Source organism: Streptomyces sp. NPDC005706, assembly GCF_040631045.1.
In the GTDB taxonomy this organism is placed as follows: domain Bacteria; phylum Actinomycetota; class Actinomycetes; order Streptomycetales; family Streptomycetaceae; genus Streptomyces.
Genome location: NZ_JBEXYS010000004.1, coordinates 395256 through 408367 on the forward strand (window position 1 = coordinate 395256; position 13112 = coordinate 408367).

Below are 13112 nucleotides of genomic sequence, written 5' to 3' on the forward strand. Positions count from 1 at the left end.
CAGGAGACGGCATGGCCCCGCGCACCAACGACGAGGAGACCGGCGGGCGTTCGGCCCGCACGGCCGGGCCGGGCACCCCTCCGCCCGGCACCCTGCCCGCACCGAGGCCCGAGTCCGGCACACCGCCGGACGAGCAGCGGGGCGAGGCCGGGGCCGAGGAGCGGGTGGCGGCCGTGCGGCGGGTGGGGGCCGCGGGGCGTCGGTGGCGGGCCGCGCGGCTCGCGGGGCCGGCGGTGCTGCTGGCGGTCGCGCTGACCGGCGGCGCGATCGCCGCCGGGGCCGTGCGGGACGGCCGGACGGCCCCGGCGGCGGCCTCCGGTGCCGTGGATCCCGGGGTGCTGGGCGGCGGAAACCTGGACGCGGCCGTCGCCGCCCTCCAGGCCCATCTGCGGTCGCAGCCCCGGGATCACGCCGGCTGGGCCACGCTCGGTCTGGCCTATGTCGAGCAGGCGCGGACCAAGGGCGACCCGGCCCGGTACCCGCAGGCCGAGAAGGCCCTGAAGCGGTCCCTGGAGCTGGCCCCCGGCAACGACCAGGCGCTGGCCGGCCGGGCCGCCCTCGCCGCGGCCCGGCACGACTTCGCCGGCGCCCTCACCTACGCGGACCGGGCGCTGCGGCGGAACCCGTACGGCGAACGCGCCCTGTGCTCCCGGATCGACGCCCTGGTGGAACTCGGCCGGTACGGGGAGGCGTCCCGGGCCGCCGACGCCGCCGACGAACGCAGGCCGGGCGTACCGGTGTTCACCCGGTACGCGTACGTGCGCGAGCTGCGCGGTGACGTGCCGGCGGCCCGGCGGGTCCTGCGGCAGGCCCTCGACGCGGCCGCCTCGCCCGGCGACGTCGCCTACGTGGCCGCCCAGCTCGGCCAGCTCGCCTGGAACCAGGGCCAGTACGCGTCCGCGCTCGACTACTACTCCCGGGCCCTGGCCGCCGACGACACCTATCTGCCGGCGCTGGAGGGCCGGGCCCGGGCGCAGGCGGCGAGCGGGCACCGGGACGAGGCGATCCGGGGGCTGCGGGCCGTGGTCGCCCGCTATCCGCTGCCCGGGCCGCTGGTCGCGCTCGGCGAGTTGTACGAGGCCCGGGGCGCGGCCGGCGACAAGGCGCGGGCGCGCGAGCAGTACGCGCTCGTGGACGCCTGGACCGCCCTGGCCCGGGCCAACGGCGTCGACGCCGACCTGGACACCGCGCTGGCCGCCGCCGACCACGGCGACAAGGCCTCCGCGCTGCGCGCGGCCCGCGCCGAGTGGGCCCGCCGGCACACGGTGCACACCGCGGACGCCCTCGCCTGGGCGCTGCACGTCAACGGCCATGACGAGGAGGCCCTGCCGCTGGCCCGCCGGGCCACGGCCACCGGCTACCGCAACGCGGCCTTCCTCCATCACCGCGGCGTGATCGAGCTGGCCACGGGCCACACCGCGGACGGCCGTGCCTCGCTGCGGGCGGCACTGCGGCTGAACCCCGGCTTCTCGCCGCTGGGCGCGGCACGGGCCCGGAAGGCACTGGAGGCCGCGAAGTGACGCTCCGCCGCCCGGCCGCCCTGGCCGCGGCCGTCCTGACCGCCGCCTGCGGACTCACGCTGCTCCCCGCCGCCACGGCGAGCGCGCACCCCCTCGGCAACTTCACCGTGAACCGGTACGACGGGCTCGTCGCCGCCCCCGGGCAGCTCCGCGTGGACCACGTGGAGGACCTCGCGGAGATCCCGGCGACCCAGGCCGGGCCCGCCGTCCGCCGGCTCGGCCTGAGCGCGTGGGCCGAGCGGCGTTGCGCCGAGGCCGCAGGGGACAGCGCGCTCACCGTCGCGGGCCGCGCCACCGAGCTGACCCCCGCGAGCGCCCGGGCCCGGCTGCGGCCCGGTCAGGCGGGTCTGCACACCCTGCGTCTGGAGTGCCGGTTCACCGCGCCGCTGCCGAAGGGTGAGCCGGTCGCCCTCGGCTTCCACGGCGCCGCGGCCGGCGGCGGGCCCGGCTGGCGGGAGATCACCGCGCGCGGCGACCGTATGACGCTCACCGCGACGGACGTGCCGAAGAGGTCCGTCTCGCACGAACTGACCACGTATCCCAAGGATCTGCTGTCGTCGCCGGCCGACACCACCGGCGCCTCCCTGCGGGTGCGCCCCGGTGGACCGGCCCTCGCCGAGGAGCGGCAGGACGCGCCCGGCGCGGCCGTCCTGCCCCGGGGCGCCGACCGCTGGACCCGCGCCCTGGACGATCTGGTGGCCCGGCACGACCTCACTCTCGGCTTCGCCGTGCTGGCGCTGCTCATCGCGGTCGCGCTCGGTGCACTGCACGCCCTGGCCCCGGGGCACGGCAAGACCCTGATGGCGGCGACGGCGGCCGCGCGCGGGGGCCGGTCCCGGCTGCGGGACGTGCTGCCCCTGGCCGCGTCGGTGACGGTGACGCACACCCTGGGCGTGGTCGCCCTGGGCCTGCTCGTCACGGCCGGGTCGGCGGCCACGCCCTCGGTGATCGCCTGGCTGGGCATGGCCGGCGGCGCCCTGGTGCTCGCGGCGGGCACCGGCCTGGTGCGCCGGGCCTGGCGCGACCGGGCACGCACGCGTCCGCACCCACGGGCTCGACAGGTGCCGCGGGAGCGCCCGTTGGTGCTGGTCGGCGCGGACGAGGAAACCGCCGGTGCAGGTCACCCGCACCACGACCACCACCACGACGGACACCACCACGACGGACAGCAGGACCACGGGCATCACCATCACGACGGACACCACCATCAAGAGGGACACCACCATCACCACCCCCACGAGGAGCACCACCACGCTCACCACGACGGTGTGGTGCACACCCACGGCGGCCACACCCACAGCCACCCCACCGCCCCCACCCTGCGCGGCACGATCCTGCTCGGGTTCGCCGGCGGACTGGTGCCCAGCCCCTCCGCCGTGGTCGTCCTGGTCGGCGCCGCGGCGCTCGGCAAGGCCTGGTTCGGGCTGTTGCTGGTCGTGGCGTACGGCGCGGGTCTGGCGCTGACGCTGACGGCGGCAGGGTTCGCGGTGGTCCGGCTGGGCTCGGGCGTCGCCCGGGCGCTGGGCCGGCGCCCGCGCTGGACGTCCCACCCGGTGACCGGCCTGGTCCGCCGCACCCTGCCGCTCGCGTCCGCGCTGGTCGTCGTCGCCCTGGGGGCCGGATTGCTGCTCAAGGGGGCGGCATCCGCGGTCGGTTGAGCTACTTTGTGGAGAAATCACGTCAGATGCCGTGGGGGGGGCGCCCGTGTCCGAAGAGCCGGGTCGTGAACGCGTGATCGCGGGCCGCTACCGTCTGCTGTCCCCGCTCGGCGAGGGCGGCATGGGCACCGTGTGGCGGGCCCGCGACGAGGTGCTGCACCGCGAGGTGGCCGTCAAGGAGGTACGGGCCCCGGCGGGCCTGCCCGCCTCCGACGTCGAGCGGATGTACGCGCGCCTGGAGCGCGAGGCGTGGGCGGCGGCCCGGGTCGCCGACCGCAACGTGGTCACGGTGTACGACGTGGCGCTGGAGGGCGGCCGCCCATGGATCGTGATGGAACTGGTCAGGGGGCTGTCGCTGGCAGACCGGCTGGACGGCGAGGGTCCGTTGCCGCCGGCGCGGGCGGCGCACATCGGCGCCGAGGTGCTGGCCGCGCTGCGCGCCGCGCACGCGGCCGGGGTGCTGCACCGGGACGTGAAGCCGGCCAACGTACTGCTGGCCGAGGACGGCCGGGTGGTGCTGACCGACTTCGGCATCGCCACGGTGGAGGGCAGCTCCGCGCTGACGATGACCGGAGAGGTGATCGGCTCTCCCGAGTTCCTCGCGCCGGAGCGGGCGCTGGGGCGCACCCCGGGCCCGGAGTCGGACCTGTGGTCGCTGGGTGTGTTGCTGTACGCGGCCGTCGAGGGCAGTTCGCCGTTCCGGCAGAACACCCCGCTGAGCACCCTGCGTGCCGTCGTGGACGAGGAGTTGCCGCCCCCGCGCCTGGCCGGGCCGCTGGCCCCGGTCATCGAGGGGCTGCTGCGCAAGGACCCCGCCGAGCGGCTGCCCGCCGAACAGGCCGAGCGGGATCTGCGGATCGTCGCGGCGGGCGGTACGGCGGCGGCCGGAGCGGCGGCCTCGCCGTACGCCGCGACGCTCGCGGCCCGGCCGCGCCGGCCCTCCCCCACCCCGCCGATGCCGCTGCCGGCGGGGAATCCGGAACCCGGGACCACGGCTGCCGGGCCGGAGCGCGGCCGGCGCGCCGGGCCGGTGCTCGTCGCCGGGCTGGTCGCGGTCCTGCTGGCGGTGGCGGGACTGACGTACGCCCTCCTCGACCACGGCGACGGCGGCGGCCGGGCGGACGACGGCACGCACACCAGCCGGGCGAGCGGCACGCACTCGAGCGCTCCCGGCACCGCCACGGACACGGGCGCGGACACCGGCGCACCGCCGCCCGCGCCGAGCAGCGGTGCGCCGAGCAGCGCGCCCGCCCAGTCGGTGCACGTCACCCTGGCCGGCGCGCACACGGAGTACGCCGGAAGCTGCCCGCCGCCGGACGCGCGGGCGCCCGCCTTCACGGCGACGTTCACCGTCGGGCGGCTGCCGGCGCGGGTGGAGTACCGGTGGGTGCTCGCGCACGGTTCGGTCTCCGACCCGGAGTGGAAGACGCTGACGTTCCCGGCGGACGGCGCGAGGAGCAGGCAGGTGCGGGTGACCGTGACCGCGTACGCCGACGGCGGGACGGTGGAGAACGAGATCAGCGTGGAGGTGCGCGCTCCGGTGCGGGCCACCTCGAACGCGGTGCCGTTCTCGGTGACCTGCACGAGCGCGACGGAGACCCCGTCGGACGGGGCCTCCGCGTCTCCTTCGGGCTCGCCCTGAGAGTTCACTCCCACGGGTCGTCCCTGGCGGAGCCTTGATTGACGGCCTCACCCGCCCGGCTCAGGCCGCGTTGGTGAGCACCGGCAGATAGCCGCCGGACTGGCCGGTAGCGGTCGGGTGGTACGACTCGCCGATGTCGAGCCAGTTGACGCTGTGGAGCCAGGAGCTGCTGGAGCAGATCTCGTGCCCGGTGAACGTGGTGCGTACGTCACCGAAGACGAAGTTGTGGTCGAGGGCGCGCTTCTGGACGGCGTTGTCGAGGTAGTCGGCCGCGCCGTTGATCGCGGACCGCTTGGTCTCGGAGAGGCCCAGGCAGGTCTGCCCGAGCTTGTAGAAGCGGGGGTAGCCGATGACGACGACCCGGGCGGACGGGGCTTTGGCGCTGATCGCGTCGTAGACGGTGTCGAGCTTGCCGGGGAGCGTGGAGTCGACGTACGCCTTGGCGGTGTTGATCTTGGCCAGGCAGGTGCTGTCGGACGAGGTGACACAGGTCGTCATGACGTCGGCGAAACCGGCGTCGTTGCCGCCGATGGTGATGGAGACCAGGGCGGTCGAGGAGTTGAGCGAGCCGAGCTGATTGGCCAGCACATCGCCCGTCTTGGCGCCCGAGCAGGCGTTGAAGGCGAACGAGGAGGGGCTGTGGGCGGCGTTCCACAGATAGGGGTACGCCTTGGTGCTGCGGTCGCAACTGCCGCTGGAGCTGATGTAACTGCCCGATCCGACCCCCGAGGAGTAGGAGTCGCCGAGCGCCACGTAGCCGCCGCTCACGGCGGTCGAGGACGCCTGCGCCGTGGCGGCCCCGGTGAGGGAGAGGCCGGTGGCGAGGAGGAGCGAGGTAACGAATCCGGTAAGTCGGGAACGTCTCATGGAACCTCCCTTTAGCAGGATCTCTGCCACAACTGTCGTAGCAACTACGCGTGTTGACTGGAAGTGTCCATGCCAAAAACTTTTTCGACCTCAACGACTTCTCACGACATCCCGACGCAATCGCCCCACAACGTTCACCGGCCGGCGTATTGCGCGCCCACGCCGCCCCATCCGCCCGACAGGGCGTCAGCCGGCTCCGTGGACACCCTCGGCGCAGGCCTCACAGCCGCTCGTTGAACACGCGTCTGGAAGGAGGGTGCCGTCTTGACGGCCCACGCGGGCTGCGCGACATTGAGGCCGACATCAGGCGCGCCGGGGGGCAAAGTCGCCCATGCACACCTCACGCATCGAGACACCTTCACCGGACGGCGGTACGGACGACGCCGAGCGGGACGGGACGGGACCAGGGAGGGACCTGTCGCCGCTGCTCGCGGGGGCCGCCACCGCCGTCGGCGCGGTCGGCGCGCTGCTCACGCTCACCGGCACCGACTCGCCACTGCGCGGCCCGTGCACGCTGTTCCTCCTGCTCGCCGCGCCGGCCGCGGCGATCGGGGCGGGCTTGCGCGGGCTGGAACCGTTCGGCCGCTCGATCGCCGCGCTCGCGGGTGCGGTCGTGCTGAACATGCTGGTCGCCCAGGGCATGCTCGCCGCGCACCGCTGGTCGGTCCGCGGCGGCGCCGTCGCGGTGATGTGCCTCAGCCTGCTGGTGTTCCTGTCCGTCCACGCCGGGCGGACGGCCCGGTCGAGGAACCGACCCAAGAGTGACAATACGGACTGAAGTTATGTAACGGTCCAAGCAGAACAACGTGATAATTACATCCAGGTCTTGCGATTCTGCTTCAATCGTCAATACCGTCATACAACTCACCCGCAACGGTCCGTCGGTACACGGTTCAGGGGAGGGCTCGGAGCCGTGACGTTCCGGCGCGGGGCGCGGCAGGGGGGTGCCGTGCTCGGTGACCGCACTGGTGGCCGAGCCGTGCCGAAGACGAGAACCCCCTTTCGAACCGGAACGGAGCGGGCCGCCCAGGGGCGGGCGGCCCACCGGACGAGAGGGACCACACCCATGAGTTCTGTGCTGCATCCGCCCGGTTCGGACCGGGATCCGTTACTGACCACCCGCTACCGGCCCATCTCCTCGCACCTGGCGATCACTGTGCCGGTGAGCGTGGTGATCCCCGCCATGAACGAGGCGGAGAACCTGCCCTACGTCTTCAAGTCGCTGCCGGGCTGGATCCATGAAGTCGTCCTCGTGGACGGCGACTCCACCGACGACACCGTCGAGGTCGCCCGCTCGCTGTGGCCCGGGGTGAAGGTCGTCGGACAGCACGGCAAGGGCAAGGGGGACGCCCTGATCAGTGGTTTCGCGGCGTGCAGCGGCGACATCATCGTGATGGTCGACGCGGACGGCTCGGCCGACGGGGGCGAGATCGTGTCGTACGTCTCCGCCCTGGTCTCGGGTGCCGACTTCGCCAAGGGCTCGCGCTTCGCCAACGGCGGCGGCACGGACGACATGACCTTCGTCCGCAAGCTCGGCAACTGGGCGCTGTGCACGGTCGTCAACCGCAAGTTCGGCGCCCGGTACACCGATCTCTGCTACGGATACAACGCCTTCTGGCGGCACTGCCTGGACAGGATCGAACTCGACTGCACCGGCTTCGAGGTCGAGACGCTCATGAACATCAGAGTGGTCAAGGCGGGCCTGAGAGTGCAGGAGATCCCCAGCCACGAGTACCTGCGCATCCACGGCACGAGCAATCTGCGGGCCGTGCGGGACGGGCTCCGGGTACTGCGGGTCATCCTCGGCGAGCGGTCCAACCGGCGTGCCCTGCGCCGGCGCGGTCACCGCTCCCCGCTGCTCGGCGCCGGGCGGGGAGAGGCGTCTTGAGGGATCCCGGCATCTCCGTCGTGATCTGCATGTACACCGAGGACCGCTGGGAGGACATCCTCGCTGCGGTCTCCTCGGTACGTGCCCAGTCGTACCGGGCCCTCGAGACCCTGCTCGTCGTCGACCACAACGCGGCCCTGCTGGACCGGCTGGCGCGCGAGTACCGGGAGGCGGCCGGCGTGCTGGTGCTGCCCAACGCCGGCCCGCGCGGGCTGTCGGCCGGGCGCAACACCGGCATCGCGGCCTCCCGGGGCGAGGTCGTCGCCTTCCTGGACGACGACGCCGTGGCCGAGCGGGACTGGCTGCGCCGCTTCGCCGAGGGGTACGCCGACCCGCGGGTGATGGCGGTCGGCGGCCGCACGGTGCCCGTGTGGGCCTCGGGCCGGCGGCCGGCCTGGTTCCCGGAGGAGTTCGACTGGGTGGTGGGCTGCACCTACCGGGGCCTGCCGCCGGGCCGGGTCCGGGTCCGCAACGTCCTGGGCGGCAACGCATCGTTCCGGCGCACCGCGTTCGAGGCGGCGGGCGGCTTCGCCACCGGCATCGGCCGCGACGGCGACCGCCGTCCGCTGGGCTGCGAGGAGACGGAACTGTGCATCCGCCTCACCCGGGCCCGCCCCGGCGCCGTGCTGATGGTCGACGACCGCGCGGTGATCCACCACCGGGTGCCCGCGGCGCGCGAGCGCTTCGCGTACTTCCGCGCCCGCGCCTGGGCGGAGGGCCTGTCGAAGGCGCTGGTGGCCCGGAGCGTCGGCGCGGGCGAGGGCCTCGCCTCCGAACGCCGGTACACCACCCGGGTGCTGCCCGCGGGGGTGGCCCGCGGGCTGCGGGACGCCCTGCTCGCCCGGCCGGGCGGCGCGGGCCGCGCGGGCGCGATCGTCGCCGGGGTGCTCACGGCGGCCGGCGGCTACGCGGTGGGCAGTGCTCGGGCGTGGCGCGGCCCGACCGCGTTCCGCGTCGTACGGATCGAGGGGGACGCCCATGTCTGACGCACCGGTGCCGATCCTCATGTACCACGCGGTGGCCACCGCGCCGAACGAGGCCACCCGGGCCCTGTCCGTCGCCCCGGAGGCGTTCGCCGAGCAGATGGGAATCGTCGGCGACCTCGGCCTGACCCCGCTCACCACCGCCGGCCTCGCGGCGCGCTGGCGCTCCGGCCGGCCGCTGCCCGCCCGGCCGGTGCTGATCACCTTCGACGACGGCTACGAGGGCGTCCACCGGCACGCCCTGCCCGTGCTCGCCGAGCACGGCTTCCCGGCCACGCTCTTCGTCTCCACCGGCTGGATCCGGGGCGCCCACGACACCGGCGGCGGCCCGGACACCATGCTCGACTGGCCGCAGGTGCGCGAACTGGCCGGCGCGGGCGTCGAGATCGGCGGGCACAGCCACACCCACCCGCAGCTCGACCAGCTCGACGACCGCGCGCTGGCCTCGGAGCTGTCCCGGGGGACCGAGATCCTGACCGGCGAACTGGGCGCCCGGCCCGAGTCGTTCGCCTACCCGTACGGCTACTCCAGCCGCCGGGTCCGCCGGGCGGTGCGCGAGGCGGGGTACGGCCAGGCGCTCGCCGTCGGCAACGGGCTCGCCCGCCGGCGCCAGGGGCCGTACGCCATCGAGCGCGTCACCGTCCGGCGCGGCACGGGCGCCGAGGAGTTCGAACGGCTGCTCCGGGGCCGCGCGATCGCCCGCGCCTTCGCCAGGGACCGCGCCCTCACCAAGGGCTACGCCCTCGTCCGCAGAGCACGCCAGGTCCGCCGGAAGGCCATCCGTCCCCGTGTCTGACACGACCACCACCACCGAGGCCGCGGCACCCGGGGCCGGGGCGGCCGAACGGCCCGGGCGCCGGCTGCGGCTGCCCGGGTCCGGGCGGCCGCCGGGCGGCAGCCCGCTGTTCCGCAACGCCTACGCGCTGATGCTCAACACCGGCATCTCCGCCGTCCTGGGGCTGGGCTTCTGGCTGGCCGCGGCACGCCACTACTCCGAGTCGGCGGTCGGGCAGGGCTCCGCCGCCATCGCCGCGATGAAGCTGCTCGCCGGGCTGACCGCGCTCACCCTGACCGGGGCGCTGGCCCGGTTCATCCCCGTCGCCGGCCGGCACGTCGGCCGGCTCATCCTCCGTACGTACGCGGGCAGTTCGCTGGTCGTCGCGCTGGCGGCGGGGGTCTTCCTGCTGACCCTGGACGTGTGGGGGCCGTCGTACCGGTTCCTGCACGGGCCGGTGAACGGGCTCGGCTTCGTCGCGGCCGTCGTGGCGTGGAACGTGCTCACGCTCCAGGACGGGGTGCTGACCGGGCTGCGCAGCGCGCCCTGGGTGCCGGTGGGCAACACCGCGTTCTCGGCGGTGAAGCTGGGACTGCTCGTCGCGTTCGCCGCCGCCGTGCCCGCCACCGGCGTCTTCGTGTCCTGGGTCGCGGCGATCGCCGTCTCGGTGGTGCCGCTGGGCTGGCTGGTCTTGCGCCGGCTGGTGCCCCGGCACGCCGACGCCACCGGGGACGGCGCGAGGCCGCCGACACTGCGGGAGATCGGGCGGTTCCTCGCCGGGGACTGCACCGGCTCGCTGTTCTCGCTCGCCGTGGTCCACCTCGTCCCGGTGATCATCGCCGCGCAGGTCAGCGCCGAGGACAACGCGTACTTCTACATCACCACCACGATCGGCGGCACGACCAACCTGCTCGCCGTCAACATGGGCGCCTCCCTGACCGTGGAGGGCTCGCACGATCCGGGGCGGCTCGCCGCCGACACCCGGGCCGCGCTGCGCCGGATGGCCCGGATCATGCTGCCGGTCGCTGCCGTGCTGTTCGCCGGCGCGCCGTGGATCCTGGGCGTCTTCGGCGCCGGCTACGCGCAGGCGGCGACCCCGCTGCTGCGCTGGCTCGCGGTGGGCGCGGTGCTGCGGGTGGTCACGGAGACGTACTTCGCGGTGCTGCGCGCGCAGAGCCGCACCGCCCAACTCGCCTGGCTGCAGGGCCTGTTGTGCGCGCTGGTGCTCGGGCTGACGCTGCTGCTCCTGCCCCGGGCGGGGCTGACCGGCGCGGGCGTCGCCGAGATCTCCAGCCTCGCGGTGATCGTGGCGATCGCGGCGCCGAGGCTGTGGCGGACGATCCGGTCCGCGCCGCCCGTCGCACCGGAGACGGTGTCACCGGACGGCGATCTCGCGGATCTGGGGGCACACGACGCCCCGGCCGGTCTCCCCCGGCGCCGGCGCGGCCCGGCCTGGGCGCACGGCGGCGCGACCCCCGGCCCGGTCGTCCCTGCCGACGCCGACCACGCCGAACGCCGGCCGGACGTCCGCCCGGGCCCCGGCACCCCGCCCACCGGCACGCCGGCACCGCCGCCGACGCCGTCGCCCGCCGAGGCGGCCGGGGAACCGGGGCCGGGTGCCGGGGCCTCGGCCGGACCGGCGGCGGCCGCCCCCGCGCCGGAGACGCGGGTGGACGCGCCGTTCGGGACGGCGGCTCCCGCCCGCGCCGTGGAGGACGACCCGGATGCGCAGGAGCCGCCCCCGCCCGCGCCGCGCGAAGGCCCACTGCCCACCCGTGCCGGCGTCGTCCTCGGCTGTCTGCTGACCGCCGCGCTCCTGCTGTACTGGGTGCCCGCGCTGCGGCTCGGCGAGGCCGACCTGGACCGGATGGGCGGGCTCGGGCTGGTCTCGGTGCTGCCGCCGCCGACGCTGGTGGGGGCCGCGCTGCTGGTCACGGTGTTCGCCTCGCTGCTGTGGCTGCGCCGCGAGCACCGGGCCCTGCTGCTGATCACCCTGCTGGCGACGGTGGTCTCCCTGCACGCGCTGCCCGCGGTGCTGGAGAGCGAGCCGCGGTTCCCGACGGCCTGGCAGCACCTGGGCTTCATCGACTACGTCGACCGCACCGGGTCCGCCGTACCGGACCTGGACGCCCGCTGGAGCTGGCCGGGCTTCTTCGCGGCGGCCGCCTTCACGGCCCGGGCGTGCGGCGTCGGCGACCTCACCGAGGTCATCCGCTGGTGGCCCACGGCGATCCAGCTCGCCTACCTGGCACCGCTGTTCCTGCTCACCCGGTCGCTGCGGGCGGGCTGGCGGGCCAAGTGGACCGGCGTGTGGATCTTCGTGCTGAGCGGCTGGGTCGGCCAGGACTACTTCTCCCCCCAGGGCTTCACGTATCTGCTGTACCTCGTCTTCGTGGCGATCCTGCTGGTCTGGTTCCGCGCCCCGTATGCCATCCGGACCCGGTTCCGCCCGGGCGAAGCCGAGGTGGAGCCCACCGGCAGGTGGCAGCGGGCGGTGCTGCTGCTGGTGCTGATCGGCCTGTACGCGGCGAGTGTGCCCGCGCACCAGCTCACCCCGTTCGTGATGCTCGGGGTGCTCACGGCCCTGGTGCTGTGCGGCCGTTCCGAGCTGCGCGGGCTGCCGCTGCTGTGCGCGGTGCTGGTCGCGGTCTGGGTCGGCTTCATGGCCGAGCCGTACTGGTCCGGTCACTTCGACGACCTGTTCGGCGGGGTCGGCGGGGTCGGCGGCAATGTCTCGACGTCCGTCTCCGGGCGGATCGAGGGCGGGAGTTCGACGCACAAGCTGGTGCTGTACACCAGGGTCCTGCTGGCCGGCTCGGTACTCGGCCTCGCCTGCTGGGGCTGGTGGCGGCGCCGCTTCCACCGGTACCGGGAACGCTCGCTGCCGGTCCTCGCCTTCGTCCCCTTCCTCGGCTTCGGCATGCAGTCGTACGGCGGTGAGATGGCGCTGCGCGTGTTCATGTTCGCGCTGCCCGGAGCCGCCCTGCTCGGTGCCCTCGCCCTCTTCCCGCGCACCGGTGCCACCCGGCGGGAGCGCGACAGGGACCGGGTGAGCCTCGCGCCGCTGGCCGCGCTGCTGGCCGGGCTGCTGCTGATGGGCGGCTTCCTGGTGGCCCGGTGGGGCAACGAACCGTTCGAGCGGGCCCGGCCCGGCGAGGTCGCGGCGATGGACTGGGTGTACGCCCACGACGAGCCGACGGTGCGGCTGCTGTGGCTGAGCCAGGACCCCGTCGACGACGTGACCCCCGCGCTGCCGTGGGGCGCCCGGGACATGGAGCGGGTCGACTACCTGCCGACACGGGCGCCGGTGGACCCGGTGCTGGTGTCGGGCCTGGTCGAGGCGCTGAAGGACGCGGGCCCGAACTCGTATCTGATGGTCAACGAGAGTCAGGTCAGGTACCTGCGGCTGGACGCCGGGTATCCGGCGTCCTGGGAGTCCCGGCTGCTGCGGAACCTGGACGCCCGGCCTGAGCTGGCCAGGGTCCTGGTCAACGAGGACGTCACGGTGTACGCGGCGCGCGGGCGGCCGGCGGGCGCGGTGCCGGAGCCGGATCCCGGACCGGTCGGGCCGCGGATCACCTGGACGCCCTGGTCGGTGACCGGCGCGGTGGCCGCCCTCGCGCTGGTGCCGCTGCTCGGCGCGCGCGAGGTGCTCCGGGTCGCGGCGCGGCCGAGCGTGCGCCGGCTGCGGTGGCTGCAGGGCGGCTTCTGGTTCGCGCTGCCGCTGCTGGCGGTGGTGCTGGCCTCGCTGGTGCAGCGGTTCCTGACGATGAGGTGAC

The 13112-nt window shown here is 74.8% G+C and carries 9 protein-coding genes; 8 read left to right on the forward strand and 1 reads right to left on the reverse strand.

The window, feature by feature from the left end; translation table 11 throughout:
- Positions 1-11: 11 nt before the first annotated feature.
- From ABZ478_RS10890 to ABZ478_RS10900, 3 genes are read left to right on the forward strand one after another with little or no spacing between them, the layout of a single operon-like run.
- Entirely contained in the window at positions 12-1520 is a 1509-nt protein-coding gene (locus ABZ478_RS10890) for a tetratricopeptide repeat protein (protein ID WP_359547358.1), read from the forward strand.
- Positions 1517-3178, forward strand: a complete 1662-nt coding sequence (locus ABZ478_RS10895; RefSeq protein WP_359547361.1) for a nickel transporter — start codon at positions 1517-1519, stop codon at positions 3176-3178. Before ABZ478_RS10890 ends, ABZ478_RS10895 begins: the two co-directional genes overlap by 4 nt.
- A gap of 46 nt (positions 3179-3224) precedes the next feature.
- Complete coding sequence (locus ABZ478_RS10900; protein ID WP_359547364.1) at positions 3225-4820, forward strand: serine/threonine-protein kinase; 1596 nt, start codon at positions 3225-3227, stop codon at positions 4818-4820.
- Between the two features lie 60 nt (positions 4821-4880).
- Here ABZ478_RS10900 and ABZ478_RS10905 read toward each other — a convergent pair whose 3' ends face one another.
- Positions 4881-5687, reverse strand: coding sequence for an SGNH/GDSL hydrolase family protein (locus ABZ478_RS10905; RefSeq protein WP_359547367.1), 807 nt, complete (start codon positions 5685-5687; stop codon positions 4881-4883).
- Positions 5688-6018: 331 nt separating this feature from the next.
- Here ABZ478_RS10905 and ABZ478_RS10910 point away from each other — a divergent pair, with 331 nt between their 5' ends.
- From ABZ478_RS10910 to ABZ478_RS10930, 5 genes are all read left to right on the forward strand, one after another.
- On the forward strand, positions 6019-6465 hold the full coding sequence (locus ABZ478_RS10910; protein ID WP_359547370.1) for a hypothetical protein: 447 nt from the start codon (positions 6019-6021) through the stop codon (positions 6463-6465).
- Between the two features lie 288 nt (positions 6466-6753).
- On the forward strand, positions 6754-7575 hold the full coding sequence (locus tag ABZ478_RS10915; protein ID WP_359547373.1) for a glycosyltransferase family 2 protein: 822 nt from the start codon (positions 6754-6756) through the stop codon (positions 7573-7575).
- Positions 7572-8561, forward strand: coding sequence for a glycosyltransferase family 2 protein (locus ABZ478_RS10920; protein WP_359547376.1), 990 nt, complete (start codon positions 7572-7574; stop codon positions 8559-8561). The genes ABZ478_RS10915 and ABZ478_RS10920 overlap by 4 nt, the downstream gene beginning before the upstream one ends.
- The gene (locus tag ABZ478_RS10925) at positions 8554-9354 is read left to right on the forward strand and encodes a polysaccharide deacetylase family protein (protein WP_359547378.1); all 801 of its coding nucleotides are present in this window, start codon (positions 8554-8556) and stop codon (positions 9352-9354) included. The genes ABZ478_RS10920 and ABZ478_RS10925 overlap by 8 nt, the downstream gene beginning before the upstream one ends.
- Positions 9347-13111, forward strand: coding sequence for a lipopolysaccharide biosynthesis protein (locus ABZ478_RS10930; protein ID WP_359547380.1), 3765 nt, complete (start codon positions 9347-9349; stop codon positions 13109-13111). The genes ABZ478_RS10925 and ABZ478_RS10930 overlap by 8 nt, the downstream gene beginning before the upstream one ends.
- Position 13112: the final 1 nt, after the last annotated feature.